Source organism: Idiomarina sp., assembly GCF_019431395.1.
Lineage (GTDB): Bacteria > Pseudomonadota > Gammaproteobacteria > Enterobacterales > Alteromonadaceae > Idiomarina.
In genome coordinates this window covers 1,636,456-1,653,525 of sequence record NZ_CP080268.1, presented here as the reverse complement: position 1 = coordinate 1,653,525, position 17,070 = coordinate 1,636,456, and the positions used below count along the sequence as shown (strand labels likewise).

Sequence of the window (17,070 nt, the reverse complement as noted above, 5' to 3'; positions counted from 1 at the left end):
TTAAATTATGATTTCGGTAAACCCGACTACAAGTAACGCAGAAAAGCTAGATCTGGAAAACTTATCACCAGAGCAAACAGCATTGAGCATCAAGAACCTCGACTTGTTCTACGGACAGGATCAAGCGCTGTACGATATTTCGATGCATGTACCGAAGAACCGTGTTACCGCGTTCATCGGTCCGTCTGGTTGCGGTAAATCGACGCTGTTGCGTTGTATTAACCGTATGAACGACCTGGTCGAAATTTGTAAGGTTAAAGGCGACATCGAGCTGCATGGCAAGAATATCTATGACAAAGACGTTGACGTAGCAGCGCTGCGTCGTCGTATTGGCATGGTGTTCCAACGGCCTAATCCTTTCCCTAAGTCGATTTACGAAAACGTCGTATACGGCCTGCGCTTACAGGGGGTTAAAGACCGTCGCGTGCTTGACGAAGCGGTGGAAACATCGCTGCGTGGTGCAGCTTTGTGGGATGAGGTTAAAGATCGTTTAAATGCCAGCGCGTTTAGTTTGTCTGGCGGTCAGCAGCAACGTCTGGTTATTGCTCGCTCTATCGCAATAGAGCCGGAAATCCTGCTGCTTGATGAGCCAACCTCGGCGTTGGACCCGATCTCAACACTGACCATTGAAGAGTTGATTACGGATCTTAAAAAGCAGTTCACCGTCGTTATTGTTACGCATAACATGCAACAGGCAGCGCGTGTATCCGATCAAACGGCGTTTTTGTATATGGGCAAATTGATTGAATATGCCGATACCGATACGCTATTTACAACGCCGTCAGAAAAGCAAACCGAAGATTATATTACCGGCCGTTACGGTTAAGGAGACAGTGATGGATAAAATGAATATGGGCAAACACATCTCCGGAAAGTTTAACGAGGAGCTGGAAGCGGTCCGTAATAAAGTATTAAGCATGGGTGGCATGGTTGAACAGCAAATCAGCGATGCCCTCGAAGCGATTCAAACAGCGGACGTTGAGTTGGCCGAAAAAGTACTGAGCAGTGATCACAAGATCAATAAGCTGGAAGTACAGATAGACGAAGAGTGTGTGCATATAATCGCTAAACGCCAGCCGGCTGCCAGCGACTTGCGGTTGGTGATTGCGATCATCAAAACCATAGCTGATCTTGAGCGCATCGGTGACGAAGCTGAGCGTATTGCTAAAGTGGCGAAAGAGAGCTTCAGCAAAGACCAGCAGCAACTGTTGGTTAGCCTGGAGAATCTGGGACAGCACATTCTGGGCATGTTGCGTAAAGTGCTGGACGCTTTTGCTCGCATGGATCTAGAGGCGGCATACGAAGTGCATCAACAGGATGAGCAGGCGGATCGTCAGTACGAAGCACTGACGCGTCAATTGATGACCTACATGATGGAAGACTCACGTTCGATCCCGAAAATTATGGATGTATTGTGGTCAGCACGTTCGTTGGAGCGGATGGGCGATCGCTGTCAGAACATTGCTGAATACATCATCTTTTTCGTTAAAGGCAAAGACGTGCGTCATGTATCGCCAGAGAGCATGGAACGCACGGTGCTGGGCAAAAACCGCGATTAAAATAATTGCCGGGCACGAATGGTGCCCGGTATTTTCCGCATCCGCGCAAGTATTTCGCTGCCATTATTACTGTCAATATCCATCACCACATAGCCCACGGCTTCGTCTGTCTGCAGATATTGACCCGCGACGTTAATCTGATATTCACTCAAGATACTGTTAATCGCGTTAAGCATGCCCGGCTGATTCTTATGGATATGCAACAAACGACGGGTGGTGTCGTGTGTTGGCAGGCTGACTTCCGGGAAGTTTACAGCTGACAGTGTCGACCCGTTATCGGAGTAACGCACTAATTTACCCGCTACTTCAGTGCCAATATTTTCCTGAGCTTCCATCGTCGAGCCGCCGATGTGCGGAGTTAACAAACAATTATCAATACCACGCAGGGGTGATAAAAACTCTTCGTTGTTACCTTTTGGCTCGACCGGGAATACATCAATGGCGGCGCCCGCTAAGTGGCCACCTTGCAATGCTGAGGCCAGCGCATCGATATCCACCACGGTGCCGCGCGAGGCATTAATAAACAGGCTGTTGGGCTTCATGCGGCTAAATTGGCGGACGCCCATCATCATCTGTGTTTGCTCGGTTTCCGGCACGTGCAGGGTCACAATATCGGCCTGACTGAGCAGATCATCCAGCGTGTGCACCGGCATCGCATTACCCAGCGGCAGCTTGTCTTCGATATCGTAATAGATAACCTGCATGCCCAGTTGCTCGGCTAATACACTGAGCTGGCTACCAATATGGCCATAACCAACAATACCCAGTGTTTTGCCGCGCGCCTCAAACGAGTTTTTTGCTGATTTAAGCCAGCCCCCGCGGTGGGCCGAGGCATTTTTAGCCGGAATGCCGCGTAGCAGCATAATCACCTCGGCTAACACCAATTCGGCAACACTGCGGGTATTGGAAAAGGGCGCGTTGAACACGACTACACCATGGCGCTTAGCGGCGGCTAAATCAACTTGATTGGTGCCAATACAAAAACAGCCAACTGCAATCAGTTTCTCTGCTGCGGCAAACACACGTTCGTTAAGTTGCGTGCGTGAGCGAATGCCAACGATGTGCACATCCTTCATTTTTTCGATTAGTTCGTCATCGGACAGCGAACTGGGTAACACCTCCATATTGGTGTAACCGTGTCGTTCAAATAATTTTATGGCGCTGGGGTGCACGCCCTCGAGCATCAGGACTTTGATTTTATCTTTTGACAACGATTGTTTTACTACGCTCATGGTGGTTTTTATTCTTATTAGTGATAAATAGGTTATGAGAGTTTAAAATTCGTATTTTTTAACACCGTCAGGGCTACCCAATAGGGCAATATTCGCGCCGCGAGCCGCAAATAAACCGTTGGTAACCACACCGACAATATTATTGAGCTTGTCTTCCAGCTCCATCGGTTTCATGATCTCAAGGTTGTGTACGTCCAGGATCCAGTTGCCGTTATCGGTAGTAACGCCCTGACGCCATTCCGGGTCACCACCTAACTTAACAATTTCACGTGCCACATAAGATCGAGCCATGGGGATAACCTCGACCGGCAACGGGAACTTGCCCAGTATGCCAACCATTTTGCTTTGGTCCGCAATACACACGTATTTTTCGGCTACGGCGGCAATAATTTTTTCGCGCGTTAACGCCGCGCCACCGCCTTTTATCATTTGGCCGTATTCATTAATTTCGTCAGCGCCATCAATATAAACCGGTACCGGGCCTGCCGCGTTCAAGTCAAAAACGGGTATGCCATGCGCTTTTAAACGTGCGGTCGATTCTTCAGAACTCGATACAGCACCCTCGATATCGTCTTTTTGGGTTGCCAGCGCGTCAATGAAAAAGTTAACGGTCGAGCCCGTGCCTACGCCGACAATGGTACCGTTTTCAACGTACTCTAATGCTGCTTCCGCGGCTGCTTTTTTCATTCCGTCGCTTGCTGCCATGATCAATTTTTCCTGTTTATTTGTTGCGCAAAAAAATCAATGTTTAGTATACGGCTTTTTACGGTTGCCTGCACCGCAACATCTGTTAAAAACGCCAATGTTTTGCCGGCGTAATCACCTCAGGGATAGGTACGTCCCAGGACTCAGTCGGAATGTATTCGACTTGTTGTTGGTCGTAGGCAAGACCAATGGGATGTAACTGCGTTAACAAGCCATCGCGCCATCGCGCCAGGGTGCGGTCGTAATAACCACCGCCCATGCCCAGACGATTGCCCTGTCGATCAAAGCCAACCAACGGCATAAATAGCCAATCGATTTGTGCCAGTGGAACAATGTTCTGGCAATCAAGCGCCGGCTCGGCGATACCGTAACGGTTTTTTATCATCGTTGTGTGCGGGTTGTAGCGTAAAAACAGCAAATGTCCTTTGCTGAAGGGATGTAAAACCGGCAATACGGTGGTTATACCCTGCTGCCATAACGCGTTGATAGTCGGGGTTGTATCCAGCTCTGCAGCAAAGCTTTTAAAAATTGCTGCAATGCCGCCGTGGTTTGAATCTAGCCGCTGTTTTACGCGCGCCGCGACCGCCTCGGCTGCCTGCTTGCGGCTGGCCTCAGAAAGCTGTGCTCTGGTCTGCTGTAACTTGCGTCTTAAGGCATCTCGGGTCATGCTAAAGCGATAGGTAAAATAACAATGACAATAAGGATAACCGATGAAGGCATTAAAAACGATGTTAGTCGGACTCGTCGCGCTGACGATGAGCATTGCGGTTCTGGCATGGCAGGCGCCACCCAAAGCGCCGGAACGAGCCCAGGGTGATGGCCCATACGAGCGCTTAATTTTACGCGGTGGTACCGTGATCACCGGCGAGGGCGCACCGCCACAGGGGCCGGTTGATATTATCATTGAAGATGACCGTATCGTGCAAATTGTCAGCGTTGGTAATCCGGGCGTGCCGGTGATTGAATCACGTCGGCCTAAAGCCGGTGCCGACGATAAAGAAATTGATGTTTCCGGGCACTATATTTTACCGGGCTTTATCGATATGCATGCACATATTGGTGGTTCAGCCGAGGGCATACCTGCTGAGTATGTGCTCAAGCTATGGCTGGGTCATGGCATTACTACCATTCGTGAGCCAGGCAGCTTTAATGGCCTGGACTGGGTAAAATGGCATCAGGCTGAGGCTAAAGACAATGATATTGCGGCGCCGCGCATTGTGCCTTATGTGGGCTTTGGACAGGGCTGGGAGGAACCCATTTATAACGCTGAGCAGGCACGTGACTGGGTGCGTTACATCAAAAAACGCGGCGCCGCCGGTATTAAGTTTTTTGGCGCATCACGTAAGGTGATGGAAGCGGCGCTTGATGAAGCCAACAAACAAGGCTTGGGTACCATGATGCATCATGCGCAGCTTAATGTGATGTCGATGAATGCACTGGACTCTGCGCGGCTCGGTTTAACTTCTATGGAGCACTGGTATGGCTTGCCCGAAGCGTTGTTTGAAGACAAACGGATTCAGAACTATCCGGCGCATTACAATTACAACAATGAACAACACCGCTTTGAAGAGGCTGGCAAACTGTGGCAACAGGCGGCGGAGCCCGGCTCTGAAAAATGGAATGCGGTTCGCGACGAGCTGATCGAATTAGACTTTACGATTAACCCGACCTTAACCATTTATGAGGCGTCGCGCGATCTGATGCGTGAACGTCAGGCAATTTGGCACGATGAATATACTCTGCCGCGGTTATGGGACTTTTTCGAACCGAGCCGCTATGCGCATGGTTCGTATTGGTTTGACTGGACCACCGATAACGAAATTGCGTGGAAGAAAAACTACCAAAAATGGATGGCGTTTTTGAAAGATTACCACGCCAATGGTGGCCGTATTACCCTGGGTTCAGATGCAGGTTATATCTACAAAATTTATGGTTTTGGCTACATCCGCGAAATGGAACTGCTGCGTGAGGCAGGTTTGAACGCACTAGAAGTGATTCATGCAGCAACCTTAGCTGGCGCAGAAGCGCTCGACATGGAAGACGAAATTGGCAGTATCGCACTGGGTAAAAAAGCTGACATGGTTATCGTAAAAGAAAACCCGTTGGCTAACTTCAAAGTGCTATACGGTACCGGTCATTTTAAATTAAATGACGACAACCAGCCGATCCGTACTGAGGGCATCAAATACACCATCAAGGACGGCATTGTTTACGATGCACAAGCACTGCTTGACGATGTAAAACGTATTGTTGCTAAAGAAAAAGCATCACGCCAGTGATGCTTTTTTTATAGGGTGGTTTCCCGGCGGCGCCGTTGTTGGGCGTTAGCCCTTGAACCCATTGGTTCAAGGCGGGGAGCAAATGGGATCCATCGTAGGCTTCCCGATACGTGTCGGGCTTGCTCATGACGGGCCAGTGGTCCCCTTTAGATATAAGCATCGGCTCAGGGACATTCGCCTACGTGTCGTACGCCCCAGGAAACCGCAGAAAAGGGTACTTTAATTTAGCGTGAACCGCGCTGCGATCGCTGTTCACTCATTGCTTGTTCTATGGTTGCCTGCAGTAATTGGATCTTTTCTTCCAATTTAGCCGTGCGTGCAGCCTGATCATTTTGATCCTGAATCCATTCGTGGCACAGGTTCAACGCTGTCATCACCGCAATTTGTTCGACGTTGGTCAGACTGGTGCGCTCCTTGGTGTCGCGCAGACGCTCATCTAACGCATCCGCAGCTTGTTGTAACGCGCTTTCCTGACCCGCCGGGCAGTTAACTTTGTAGTTTCTGTCCAAAAGGGTGATATCCATGGTACGACCTGCCATTTTGCAGACTCCCTGCTTATTATTCTAACAACACAGTAATCTGTGCCAACCCCACTATTATGACACGAGCGGCGAGCGCTTGTCAGCTAGCGTATTATAAAGGCCAGTGTTAGGATGTAAGCAAGCGAATTCAAGGACTTTTACAATGGCGACACGTTTTAATTATGACCGCTTAGCGGAAATGTTCGCGCAGTTTGATATGACGCCCTCGGCTGCCGAAGTACAGGGCATGCTCACCGGCCTAATTGCAACCGGTACGCGCGCCGACAGTGATGAACTGCTGACGTTAATGACTGACCTGGCCTATGACGGCAACACCATGCCGGCAGAGCTAAAAAATCTTATCCGCGAGCAGGCCGAAGAAATTCAGGTGTCATTGGGCGATCGTGATATGGGTTATCAGTTGTTGTTACCCGACGATAAAGCACCTTTGGTGGACCGCTTACAGGCCTTAGGTGGCTGGGTGCAATCCTTTTTGGTCGGTTTTGGCGTAAACCAGTCAAGCGTAGCAACGGCTTCCGGCGATTTACGCGAAGCGCTGGATGACATGATCGAAATTGCCAAACTGGACTTTGATGATGAAGAAGGCGAAGACGCGGAGCGTGCTTATTTTGAAGTCGCTGAATACCTGCGTATTTCTGCCATGATGTGCTTTACCGAATTAGGACGTCACCAGCCGGCGGCTAATGATAGCAGTAAAACACTTCATTAATTGGTTATAAGAATTCGTTTTAAGTTGCTCGTTAAGAGGTGAACTGATGAAACCCGTGATACCCCAGGATGAGTTTTTACAACGCCGTAAACGCGTGCTCGAACAGCTACCCGATAACGTGGTGGCGTTGGTCGCAGCAAACCAAGAATTGACGCGCAGCAACGATACCGAATATCCATTTCGGCAGAATAGTTATTTTCATTATCTGACGGGCTTTAACGAGCCGGATGCGGTATTGGTGTTAAGCACGGTGTCTGACCACGCCGGCAGCACACTTTATTGTCAGGACAAAGATCCGGATGCCGAAGTTTGGCATGGACTGCGGCTGGGGTATCACAATGCACCCAACGCTCTGGGTATTGAACAGGCCTTTGATATCGAAGAAATCGACGAACGCCTGCCCGAAACACTCAACGGTGCCGAGAGCGTCTATTTAATTTTAGGCGAAGATGAAGAGCTCGAGCATCAGGTTCACCAGGCAATGGCGTATTTGCGTGAGACCGAAAAACGCGGTAACAAGGTCCCGCACCGTATCGACGATCTCAGACCCTTGGTCGATCGCATGCGACAAATCAAATCGGCGCACGAGCTGCAAGTAATGCAGGAAGCCGCGCGCATTAGCAGCGACGCGTTTAAACGCATCATGAAATTTGTCCAGCCCGGCGCGTATGAGTATCAACTGGGCGCTGAACTGCATCACGAATTTGCCATGAATGGCGCATTATACCCGGCCTACGGCATGATTTGCGGCGGTGGTGCCAATGCCTGTGTGCTGCACTACACCGATAACCGCGACCAATTACACGACGGCGATCTGGTACTGGTCGATGCCGGAGCTGAATATCAGGGCTATGCCGCGGATATTACCCGAACCTTCCCGGTTAACGGCAAATTTTCGAATGAACAAAAGCTGTTATACGAATTGGTCCTAAAGGCGCAGCTGGCCGCATTTGAAAAAATCAAACCCGGCTCTGACCTGAATCAAGCAACCCAGGCAGCGGCGCGTGTTATCAATGATGGTCTGACAGAACTGGAAATTTTAACAGGGGATGCGGACGAGAATTTCGAACAGCAGCGCTGGAAAAAATACTTTATTCACGGCCTAAGTCACTGGTTGGGTCTGGATGTACATGATGTCGGCCGCTACAAAGATGCTGACAACCAACCGGTTAAATTGGAGCCGGGTATGGTTATTACGGTTGAGCCGGGTATTTATATTTCGCGCGAATCAGGCGCAGATGAGCGCTGGCGCGGTATTGGTATTCGTATCGAAGACGATTTAGTTATTACCGAAGACGGCTTTCAGAACATGACGGCGTCAGTACCGAAAACGGTGGAAGAGATAGAAGCGTGGATGCAAAAGTTGTAATTGCCGGCGGTAGTCTGGTCGGTGCGCTAACCGCCTTAATGTTAGCGCAACAACGGCCTGACTGGCCGATTGTGGTGGTAGAACCTCGTGCCGAGGGACCACCTCAGGATAAGCGCATCATTGCGTTGGCGGCCGCGTCGGCAAAACGTTTAAAACAACTAGGTGTGCTGAATGAGCACATTACACAAACCCCAATCGAGCACATTCACATCAGCGACCGCGGCTTTATTGGGGCAACAGAATTACACGCCGAAACCGAGGGTGTCGATGCGCTCGGCGTGGTCGCGCCTGCGGCTCAGTTGGTTCAGCGATTATACGAAAGTTGCCGACAGTTACCGAATGTCGAGTGGCTTAGTGCGAGTCGGGTCGAGACCATCGATCAGCAGGTAGCGCAGGTTAATATCAGACTCGATAACGGGCAACAACTAGCGACCGAATTGTTGGTGGGAGCGGATGGTCAGCATTCTCTGGTGCGCGAAGCGCTTCGTTTACCCAGCGAGGTCGAAGAGTATGACCAGGTCGGCTGTATTGCTACCTTAACCCTGGATCGGCCCCTCAATGGCTGGGCCTACGAGCGTTTTACCGAGCACGGCCCGATTGCATTGTTACCGATGCCCAATAATCAGGCTTCGCTGGTCTGGACCTTTAGCGGCGACGCGGCAGAACAGGCAAGGCACTGGCAGGATGAACATTTTATCAAAACCTGCCAGCAGGCATTTGGTTATCGGGCCGGCGCAATAACCGCTACCTCGGAGCGCTTTTTTTATCCCCTGCAATTACGGCGGGCAACGCCGCAAGAAACGGTGTAAAAACGCAAGTTGTATAACAACAAGAAGAGGGCATTATGGCGAGAAATACCTTTAAGCTGACAGCGCTGTCAGCAGCAGTACTCATGGGCTTGACCGCCTGTGGTGGTGATGGAGATACCAACTTTGCTCCGGATGTGAGCGCACAGAACATAGACGGCGGCCTACAATGGGTCCCCGTAACCGGTCAAGTGACCGCTACCGATGCGAATAATGATTCGTTATCTTTTTCAGCAAGTGTCGTGGCTTCTGAAGGAGGAGAAACCCCCGGAACGGTTTCTATCGATGGTAGTGGTCACTTCTCATATATTCCACTAACCACCGCTCCTGCGACCATTAACGTACAAGTTAGCGACGGCCAGGAAACAACCACGGCTCAGGTACAAATTAGCGGCATTGCCGGCGATCCACTGGCTTATCAACAATGGCATTTGCGCAACACCGGGCAAAAAGCCTATGCGCAAAGTGACGAATTCCTGAATTTCCTGGTTAACGTTTTAGGTTACCCGGAAGAAACTGCACGCGAGATCTTCTTTGACGAGTCGGTATTTCAGGCGGGCGAAGACATGAATATTGTCGAAGCACACGCACAGGGCGCATATGGTCAGGGCATGATCGTTGGTGTTGTTGATTCTGGTTTAGAAATTAACCATCCGGATTTACAAGCCAACATTGCGGCAAACAAATCACTGAACGTGATCCCGGGCGCACGCAACAAAATGGACCCCACCAGCACGTCGGTGACCGGTGATCACGGTACTTCTGTGGCGGGCTTGATTGCCGCTGTTGCCGGTAACGATGAAGGCGGCCGTGGTGTAGCACCAATGGCAAAAGTTTTCGGTGTTAACTACCTGGGCGGTCAGGGCACACAAACGATGCTGAATGCGGCGTTGTCTCACGGTTTACCGGGCAGCGGTATCAGCGAGAGCGATCCGGTTATTGCTTACAACCGCAGTTACGGTATTTCGGTTCCGTTTGCATTGTACTCGTCAGCAACCGACGAAGCGTTCGAACAATACGTGATGTTAGGTCTGCGTGATGGTAAAGGCGCGGTTAACGTTAAATCGGCAGGTAATGCGTTTGATAACACCGGTAATTCGGGTTTCTTCGCAAACATCTGTGACGCAACCGGTGCGAGCCAGTATGGCCTGAGCTGCCTTAACGGTAACTTAGATCCGTCTAACGCGAACTTCTTTACCACTACGGTCGCTGCAGTTAACTCTGACGGTAACCACACCAGTTACTCGACTGCGGGCTCGAACGTCTTTGTTTCTGCACCTGCAGGTGAATACGGTTATGCGGCACCTGCGATGGTAACGACTGACCAGTCGACCTGTCTGCAGGGGTATTCAAGCTTCCCGCGTCAGGATGCGATTGACGCTTCAAGCGGTATCCCGGGTTACTTTGCGGGTCTGTATCCGTTTAACGCACCGGGCCACCCCGAGAACCCAAGCTGTAACAACACCTCAACCTTTAATGGTACTTCTTCTGCAGCGCCTAACGCTGCCGGTGTGGTGGCATTGATTGGTTCTGCCAACCCAGAATTAAGTGCGCGTGAAATTCGCCACGTGCTGGCGAACACGTCAACTCAGGTTGATGCAGACGATCCGGGTGTTGTTTTACCCGTTGGCGAAGGCGAATTTGTTGCTGACGCAGGCTGGGTAACTAACGGTGCGGGCTACAACTACAACCTGAAATACGGTTTTGGGCGTGTTGATGCAGGTGCCGCGGTTCGTTTAGCGAAAGAGTGGGTGCCAGGTGACTTAGGGCAATTGGCATCAACCGGTTGGTTAGATGTATCGCCGGAAGCGCCTGTCGACGTACCTGATAATAACGCTGAGGGTGCATCATATAGTTTTGAAGCGCCGGCTGGCTTAACGCTGGAAGGTTTACAGTTCCGTTTAACCGTGGCTAACGATGACTTTGCGGGCTGTTCGTTCTCGACTGCCGGTAACGATTTGGCGGTTGAGGTGACTTCACCTGCAGGAACAACTACGCAACTATTGACTGGTCGCCAGGCGATTAACGTCGGTGCTGACGGGTTCTGTAGCCAATACATCCTGGAAGATACTGTTTTCCTTGCTAACGCGTTTTACGGCGAAGGCTCAGGCGGTACCTGGACTGTACGTTTAGTCGATACTAACGGTAGCGACATCGTTGCTGATGGTCGTGCGCTGGGCGGTTCGGCAGAAACCACGTTTGCCAATAACAGCACACCGTCACGCCTTGAAGCGATTCAAGTTCGTGCCTTTGGTCATCAATAAGCGGTCAGGAGATAAATCATGAAATTAGTTACTTTATTTACACTGGCAGCGTCTGTTGCGTTGGTTGCGGGTGCACAGGCACAGCAACTGCCAACACCTAAAATGGGACAGGACAACGTGGACCAGCAGTTTGTTGGTGGTGAGCGCGATTACAAAGCGTATCAGTTTACTAAGTTACCGGAGCCGCGTAAGGGCGTTGACTTCTCGCAGCGTAAAGGCAGTCAGTTACTGGCCGGCACCGAAATGGTGAACACGCTGTCGGGTAAGGAAGCCTATGTATCGGGTATTGTGTCGGTACTGATGGACGGTACGGATATCGACCAATTGGCGCAGCAGTTTGGTTTAACGGTAGAGCGTTTGTATGGCCGTTTAAACCTGGCACTGCTGAAAGCCCCGGAAGGTACTGAAATGTTGCAGCTACGCCGCGACATGATGGACTTTACCGGTGTAAACAACGTGGACATCGAGATTGTCGAAGACATTCGCGAAACACATGTTTTGACACAACGCTAACGCGTTGCGCTGGGCGCTTCGCTTGCTGTTCGGGCTGCGCCCATCGCTTCTTCAAAACCGCCTTCCTTCGGAGGCGGTTTTTTTGTTTCGTGCTTTCGTACGTGCGTCAGGACGCACGGTACTGACCCGACCACAAATTATGATCTTGATCATATGTTGATTTAGTGTAATAACAGTAGATGTCATCTTAATGACAAACAAATTGTTGTTTTATAAATCACAGGGAATAAAAACAATGAAAAACACCTTTAAGTATTCTTTGTGCGCGATAGCGATTGGTGCTGTGTTTGCATCACCCGTTAGTTACGCACAACAAGATCAGGCGCAAGCCGAGGACGACCGTTTAGAACGGATTCAGGTTACCGGTTCACGTATTAATCGCACCGACATGGAAGGTGCATCGCCGGTTGAGGTTATCTCCCGCGATGACATCGAAGCGTCAGGTTTTAACAACCTGCAACAATTACTCTAGCGCTTGCCGTCGGCCGGTGTTGGTACTTTCTCAACCCAGGGTAACAGTCAGGACACCACCGCTAACGGTTCAGCGGCTATCTCGCTGCGTGGCTTCGGTGCGGACTCTACCCTGGTATTATTAAACGGTCGCCGCGTCGCTGTCTCTTCTTTTGCCGAGGGCGTAGCTAACTCGTTTGTCGATATCAATACCATTCCTGTGGCAGCTATCGAACGTATCGATATCTTAAAAGACGGCGCCTCGGCTATCTACGGGTCTGACGCGGTTGCCGGTGTTGTGAACATCATACTGCGTGATGATTTTGTTGGCACCGAACTGTCGTTCAGCCATGGTGGTACTACCGGTGACGTAAACTACGAAGAAACCAGCATGAGTCTGGTGTGGGGTACCGGCGACGATAAAGGTAATACCACCGTTATAATGGATTACTGGAAGAATACCTCTATCTTTGGTGCCGAATTCGGCCGTAACGGTACCGCCAACCAGGCGCCATACGGCGGTAACGATTTCCGTTCGTCACGTGGCTTCCCGGGTAGCTTTATCGTCGATGGCGCTGAGCAGCCGGATCCGGATTGCCCGCCTAGCTCTACCGTTGGCACACGCTGCGTATTTGACTATGGCCCGTATGCTCAAATTTTCCCTGAAGCTGAGCGCGTAGGTGCAATCATTCAGTCTCGCCGTGAGCTTAGCCGCGACGTTGAAGCCTACATTGAAATTGCCGCACAGCATAACCGTTCGATGGCCGGTGGTGCGCCTACTCCGCTTGATGCGGACGCAGGTCTCTATGTACCAGCTGACCATCCAAACAACCCATGGGGTGAGCGTGTAGACATTAACTTCTTCCGTACCGTTGATGCCGGCGCTCGTATTTGGGACGTTGAGTCTGACACGCTGCGCTTTATTGCCGGTTTACGTGGTGATTTAGATGGCTGGAACTGGGACGTTTCTTATCAAAAAGGCCGTAGCGAAGGCATGCAGACCGGTTCGCGTGAGCAAGGTTGGGTGCGTACTGACTTCCTGCAGGAGCAAATCAATCAGGGTAACTACAATCCATTCGGCGGCACAATTAACGATCCATCGGTAATCAACGACATTACTACCTCGCTGGTACGTCGTGGTGAGTCACACTTAACCGCTATGGATGCCAGCATCGCCGGTGAGGCCTTCCAGCTTGGCGACCATTGGGTATCAATGGCTGCAGGTCTGGAATACCGCGAAGAAGATGTATTTGACCAACCGGATGATCAGTTCCAACGTGGTTTGATCTTTGGTACCGAGTCGGTGCAGGCAGAAGCCGCACGTGACCAGTGGGCCGCTTATGTGGAATTCCTGGTGCCTATTACGGATCAGTTAGAGCTGACAGCTGCCGGTCGTTATGACGATTACAGCGACTTTGGTTCAACCTTTAACCCGCAGTTTAAATTGCAATGGCGCCCGTCTGATGACGTAACGCTTCGAGCATCATACGGTGAAGGCTTCCGTGCACCGTCGCTGGCGCAAATTGGCCTGGGCCCATCGCAAGTATCGACCTTCTTCACTGATACCTTCCGTTGCGAAGCCGATGGCGAGAGCTGTGTGCCGCTGGATTATACCATCGTGTTCTCTGGCTCTGATGGTTTAGAGCCGGAAGAATCGTCAAACTACAATATCGGTGGTATCTGGCAGGTTACGGATGCGTTCGATATCTCGGCTGATTACTGGTCAATTGAGCAAGATAATAAAATTGTCCAAAACGACTTCGAGAACGTTTACGCGGCGAACTGTAACGACCAAAACAGCACGATTTGTGAACGTCGCGATCCGTTACCGGGCGATCGTTTAGGTGAACTGGCTGTGTTATATAACACTTACGTGAACTTATCGAGCCAGGAAGCCGCCGGCCTGGACTTCTCTGCTAACTACACGTGGCAAGTACAAGACTTAGGCGACATCCGTTTGGGCGTTGACTGGTCTTATATGAGCAAGTTCGAAAAAGATGGTATCGACTACGCGGGTGAGTATGAGTACCCGGAACATCGTTGGACGAGTCGTGCAGAGTGGGCGCGTGATGCGTTCGGCATTAACCTGAACCTTAACTACATTGGCGAGTTTGAGGATTATCAGGCACCGGCTGAAGTTGAAGCATCTGAAACGCGTATGGTCGACAGCCAGTTATTGGTTGATTTACAGGCGTATTACGACGTTACATCGAACTTCCGTGTGACCTTAGGTTCAACCAACTTGTTTGACGAAGAGCCACCTGAAGCGTTCAATACCGATCTTTACGGCTATGCACCAAGCGTACATAACCCACGCGGTCGCTTTGTTTACACCAAAGTGAGCTACTCTTTCTAAGAGCTCGCTGCGCTCGCGCATTCAAAAACCGCCTTCCCTTTGGGGGGCGGTTTTTTTGTTATGGCTCGCGGTGTAGGCCCTTCGGGCGGTGTAGGCTCGCTTCGCTCGCGGGGTACGGCTACGCCGGTGTAACCTAAACCCGTGCGCCGAAGGCAGCACGCTACACCGCCCGAAGGGCCTACACCGCGAGCGAAGCGAGCCAAAACCGCCCAAAGGGACTAAGCCTGAGCGAAGCGAGCATCGTAGACTTGCTAGTGTAACAATCCGCGAGTAGGATCGAGCTAACTTTATCATGGAGACGTAATCATGAAACGTACACTTCTCGCGGCGTCGGTCGCTTTATTGGCCACTTCGGCTGTTGCTGACGACCACCAGAAACCGAATATTATTTATGTGATTGGCGATGGTATGGGCTTTGAGTTCATCAGCGCGTATCGCTATGCGATGTCGGATTTAGAAACCAAAGACATGGCCGAAACGCAGTTTGATCATTATCTGACCGGTGCGGCGATGACGTATCCGGAGGATGATACCTGGGTAACCGATTCGGCAGCAGGTGCTACGGCGCTGGCGACTGGCGAAAAGTCGTACAACGGTGCCATTGGTATGGATAACGACAAAACTTCGTTAAAAACCGTGATGGAATACGCCAAAGAAAGCGGCTACATGACCGGTTCGGTATCCACGTCGCAGGTTAACCACGCCACCCCGGCATCGTTTTTCTCGCATCACCCGTCGCGTTATGAATATAACGAAATCGCTGATCTCATGGCGCAGCAGTATATTAAAGAAGAAGCGTCTTACGATGTATTGCTTGGCGGTGGTCAGCAATATTTTATCCGTGACGACAAAAACTGGGTTGAGTTATTGCAACAGCACGGCCTAAACGTCATTCAGGATATGCAGATGCTGGATCAGGTAGAGCAGGCGCCGGTAATGGGCTTGTTTGCGCCGAAAGGCCTGCCACATGCTATCGATGAAGGTAAAGACTCACTTGCGCGTATGACCTCTACAGCATTGCGTTTATTGTCGGCAGAAGACAAGCCATTTGCGCTAATGATTGAAGGCAGCCAGATTGATTGGTGTGGCCATGCTAACGATATCGCCTGTGCGGTGCACGAAATGGACTCGTTAAATAAAACGCTGGAAGTGGTTAACGAGTTTATTGCTGAGAACCCGAATACCTTGTTTGTGATGACGGCTGACCACTCGACCGGCGGGCTAACGCTGGGCCGTGATGGCGAATATGCCTGGTACTCTGACCGGGTAATGTCGATTGAAAGCTCTATCGCCACCATGCGCAGCGAGTTGTTAGCAATGGATGCCGAGCAGTGGGCTGATTACGTTGCTGATAAGGTTAACTTTGAATTGACCCAGGACTATATCGACGAGCTGGCGCTGGCTGCAGAACAGCAAGGTGAGGCGCGCGAGGACGCACTGCATGATGCGTTGGTTTATATCACCGGCGACATTACCGGCACCGGCTGGACCGGCAGCGGCCACACCGCGGTTGATGTACCGGTTTTTGCCACCGGCCCGCATGCCGACCAATTCCGTGGGTACATGGATAACACCGCACTGGGCAAAAGGTTAATCGATATCGTGAAATAAACTTGCGCCAAAGGCGCATATCTTCTGGTACATTCTCGCCTACACTTGGATTCTCTGTCGCGATGGCTCGTGTACCGGCCAGCGTTGGTGATACAGCCGAGGTAGAAATGCGTAAGAAGCAAGTACCGGTAAAAGTCGTTAAGCCAAGCTTCGTGCGAAACGGTCAATCTGTTTTATAATCACGTTTTTATAGACTAATAACAGGAAGTCATTATGAGCAACATTCCAGCCGATTTAAAGTATGCATCAACCCACGAGTGGGTTCGCGACGAGGGTGACGGTACCTTCACCATTGGTATCAGTGAGCATGCCCAGGACCTGTTGGGTGATATGGTATTCGTCGAGTTGCCTGATGTTGGCGATAAAGTTGAAACTGGTGACGATATTGCAGTCGCTGAGTCAGTAAAAGCGGCATCCGATATCTATGCACCCATTAGCGGCGAAGTCGTTGCTATTAATGAAGATTTGGAAGATTCGCCAGAAACCGTCAACAACGACCCGTATGGCGACGGTTGGTTATTCAAAATTAAAGCGGACGACAGCAGCGAACTGCAAAACCTGTTGGACGCAGACGCCTATGAAGCGTCAATTGACGAAGATTAATTTCGTCATGCATTAGCAGACATGGAACGTCGCGAACCCCGGAGCCAATAGCCGGGGTTCGTTGTTTTTCTT

At 50.7% G+C, this 17,070-nt stretch carries 16 protein-coding genes, 1 other RNA gene and 1 pseudogene; 13 read left to right on the top strand and 5 right to left on the bottom strand.

The window, feature by feature from the left end:
- Nucleotides 1-7 precede the first annotated feature (7 nt).
- Both pstB and phoU read left to right on the top strand, forming a co-directional pair.
- Nucleotides 8-826, top strand: a complete 819-nt coding sequence (pstB, locus tag KZ771_RS08110; RefSeq protein WP_133538910.1) for a phosphate ABC transporter ATP-binding protein PstB — start codon at nucleotides 8-10, stop codon at nucleotides 824-826.
- 10 nt (nucleotides 827-836) lie between these two features.
- Nucleotides 837-1,559: a phosphate signaling complex protein PhoU gene (phoU, locus tag KZ771_RS08105; RefSeq protein ID WP_133538909.1), complete on the top strand. Its 723-nt coding sequence runs from the start codon at nucleotides 837-839 to the stop codon at nucleotides 1,557-1,559.
- On the opposite strand, the gene serA is transcribed toward phoU, so the two are convergent.
- From serA to KZ771_RS08090, 3 genes are all read right to left on the bottom strand, one after another.
- Nucleotides 1,556-2,791, bottom strand: a complete 1,236-nt coding sequence (gene serA / locus KZ771_RS08100; RefSeq protein ID WP_290652809.1) for a phosphoglycerate dehydrogenase — start codon at nucleotides 2,789-2,791, stop codon at nucleotides 1,556-1,558. The genes phoU and serA overlap by 4 nt on opposite strands.
- A 42-nt stretch (nucleotides 2,792-2,833) precedes the next feature.
- Entirely contained in the window at nucleotides 2,834-3,496 is a 663-nt protein-coding gene (gene rpiA, locus KZ771_RS08095) for a ribose-5-phosphate isomerase RpiA (protein WP_290652807.1), read from the bottom strand.
- Nucleotides 3,497-3,581: 85 nt separating this feature from the next.
- Nucleotides 3,582-4,163 carry a 5-formyltetrahydrofolate cyclo-ligase gene (locus KZ771_RS08090; RefSeq protein WP_290652805.1) on the bottom strand — a complete coding sequence of 194 codons (582 nt, stop codon included), beginning with the start codon at nucleotides 4,161-4,163 and terminating at the stop codon, nucleotides 3,582-3,584.
- 43 nt (nucleotides 4,164-4,206) lie between these two features.
- Between KZ771_RS08090 and KZ771_RS08085 the strand changes: the two genes are divergently transcribed.
- A complete protein-coding gene (locus tag KZ771_RS08085) occupies nucleotides 4,207-5,775 on the top strand; it encodes an amidohydrolase family protein (RefSeq protein WP_290652803.1) in 1,569 nt (522 codons plus the stop codon).
- Nucleotides 5,776-5,791: 16 nt separating this feature from the next.
- On the opposite strand, the gene ssrS is transcribed toward KZ771_RS08085, so the two are convergent.
- Together ssrS and zapA are read right to left on the bottom strand one after the other, a co-directional pair.
- Nucleotides 5,792-5,979: non-coding RNA, 6S RNA (gene ssrS / locus KZ771_RS08080), on the bottom strand.
- Between the two features lie 20 nt (nucleotides 5,980-5,999).
- Nucleotides 6,000-6,314 (bottom strand): cell division protein ZapA, encoded by a 315-nt coding sequence (gene zapA / locus KZ771_RS08075; protein ID WP_290570590.1) that lies wholly within the window; start codon nucleotides 6,312-6,314, stop codon nucleotides 6,000-6,002.
- 145 nt (nucleotides 6,315-6,459) lie between these two features.
- Here zapA and KZ771_RS08070 point away from each other — a divergent pair, with 145 nt between their 5' ends.
- The 10 genes and pseudogenes from KZ771_RS08070 (at nucleotide 6,460) to gcvH (ending at nucleotide 16,998) form a co-directional block, all read left to right on the top strand.
- Nucleotides 6,460-7,026 (top strand): UPF0149 family protein, encoded by a 567-nt coding sequence (locus tag KZ771_RS08070; RefSeq protein WP_290652801.1) that lies wholly within the window; start codon nucleotides 6,460-6,462, stop codon nucleotides 7,024-7,026.
- A 46-nt stretch (nucleotides 7,027-7,072) separates the two neighbouring features.
- On the top strand, nucleotides 7,073-8,395 hold the full coding sequence (pepP, locus tag KZ771_RS08065) for a Xaa-Pro aminopeptidase (RefSeq protein WP_290652799.1): 1,323 nt from the start codon (nucleotides 7,073-7,075) through the stop codon (nucleotides 8,393-8,395).
- Nucleotides 8,377-9,204 carry an FAD-dependent monooxygenase gene (locus KZ771_RS08060; RefSeq protein ID WP_290652798.1) on the top strand — a complete coding sequence of 276 codons (828 nt, stop codon included), beginning with the start codon at nucleotides 8,377-8,379 and terminating at the stop codon, nucleotides 9,202-9,204. Before pepP ends, KZ771_RS08060 begins: the two co-directional genes overlap by 19 nt.
- 35 nt (nucleotides 9,205-9,239) lie before the next feature.
- Nucleotides 9,240-11,465: a S8 family serine peptidase gene (locus tag KZ771_RS08055; RefSeq protein WP_290652796.1), complete on the top strand. Its 2,226-nt coding sequence runs from the start codon at nucleotides 9,240-9,242 to the stop codon at nucleotides 11,463-11,465.
- Nucleotides 11,466-11,483: 18 nt separating this feature from the next.
- Nucleotides 11,484-11,978 (top strand): hypothetical protein, encoded by a 495-nt coding sequence (locus KZ771_RS08050; RefSeq protein WP_290652794.1) that lies wholly within the window; start codon nucleotides 11,484-11,486, stop codon nucleotides 11,976-11,978.
- A gap of 235 nt (nucleotides 11,979-12,213) precedes the next feature.
- Complete coding sequence (locus tag KZ771_RS08045) at nucleotides 12,214-12,450, top strand: hypothetical protein (protein ID WP_290652792.1); 237 nt, start codon at nucleotides 12,214-12,216, stop codon at nucleotides 12,448-12,450.
- A 3-nt stretch (nucleotides 12,451-12,453) separates the two neighbouring features.
- Entirely contained in the window at nucleotides 12,454-14,784 is a 2,331-nt protein-coding gene (locus tag KZ771_RS08040) for a TonB-dependent receptor (RefSeq protein WP_290652791.1), read from the top strand.
- 306 nt (nucleotides 14,785-15,090) lie between these two features.
- Nucleotides 15,091-16,395, top strand: a complete 1,305-nt coding sequence (locus tag KZ771_RS08035; RefSeq protein WP_290570340.1) for an alkaline phosphatase — start codon at nucleotides 15,091-15,093, stop codon at nucleotides 16,393-16,395.
- Between the two features lie 17 nt (nucleotides 16,396-16,412).
- A pseudogene (locus tag KZ771_RS08030) lies at nucleotides 16,413-16,574 on the top strand (glycine cleavage T C-terminal barrel domain-containing protein); the annotation flags it as partial.
- A gap of 34 nt (nucleotides 16,575-16,608) precedes the next feature.
- Entirely contained in the window at nucleotides 16,609-16,998 is a 390-nt protein-coding gene (gene gcvH / locus KZ771_RS08025; protein WP_133538898.1) for a glycine cleavage system protein GcvH, read from the top strand.
- Nucleotides 16,999-17,070: the final 72 nt, after the last annotated feature.

Bases quoted from the DNA above. Each gene is read 5' to 3' on its own strand.
- pstB (WP_133538910.1), top strand. From the start codon at position 8: ATGATTTCGGTAAACCCGACTACAAGTAACGCAGAAAAGCTAGATCTG.
- KZ771_RS08085 (WP_290652803.1), top strand. From the start codon at position 4,207: ATGAAGGCATTAAAAACGATGTTAGTCGGACTCGTCGCGCTGACGATG.
- KZ771_RS08045 (WP_290652792.1), top strand. From the start codon at position 12,214: ATGAAAAACACCTTTAAGTATTCTTTGTGCGCGATAGCGATTGGTGCT.
- rpiA (WP_290652807.1), bottom strand. From the start codon at position 3,496: ATGGCAGCAAGCGACGGAATGAAAAAAGCAGCCGCGGAAGCAGCATTA.
- gcvH (WP_133538898.1), top strand. From the start codon at position 16,609: ATGAGCAACATTCCAGCCGATTTAAAGTATGCATCAACCCACGAGTGG.
- zapA (WP_290570590.1), bottom strand. From the start codon at position 6,314: ATGGCAGGTCGTACCATGGATATCACCCTTTTGGACAGAAACTACAAA.
- phoU (WP_133538909.1), top strand. From the start codon at position 837: ATGGATAAAATGAATATGGGCAAACACATCTCCGGAAAGTTTAACGAG.
- KZ771_RS08090 (WP_290652805.1), bottom strand. From the start codon at position 4,163: ATGACCCGAGATGCCTTAAGACGCAAGTTACAGCAGACCAGAGCACAG.
- KZ771_RS08035 (WP_290570340.1), top strand. From the start codon at position 15,091: ATGAAACGTACACTTCTCGCGGCGTCGGTCGCTTTATTGGCCACTTCG.
- KZ771_RS08055 (WP_290652796.1), top strand. From the start codon at position 9,240: ATGGCGAGAAATACCTTTAAGCTGACAGCGCTGTCAGCAGCAGTACTC.
- KZ771_RS08070 (WP_290652801.1), top strand. From the start codon at position 6,460: ATGGCGACACGTTTTAATTATGACCGCTTAGCGGAAATGTTCGCGCAG.
- pepP (WP_290652799.1), top strand. From the start codon at position 7,073: ATGAAACCCGTGATACCCCAGGATGAGTTTTTACAACGCCGTAAACGC.
- serA (WP_290652809.1), bottom strand. From the start codon at position 2,791: ATGAGCGTAGTAAAACAATCGTTGTCAAAAGATAAAATCAAAGTCCTG.
- KZ771_RS08050 (WP_290652794.1), top strand. From the start codon at position 11,484: ATGAAATTAGTTACTTTATTTACACTGGCAGCGTCTGTTGCGTTGGTT.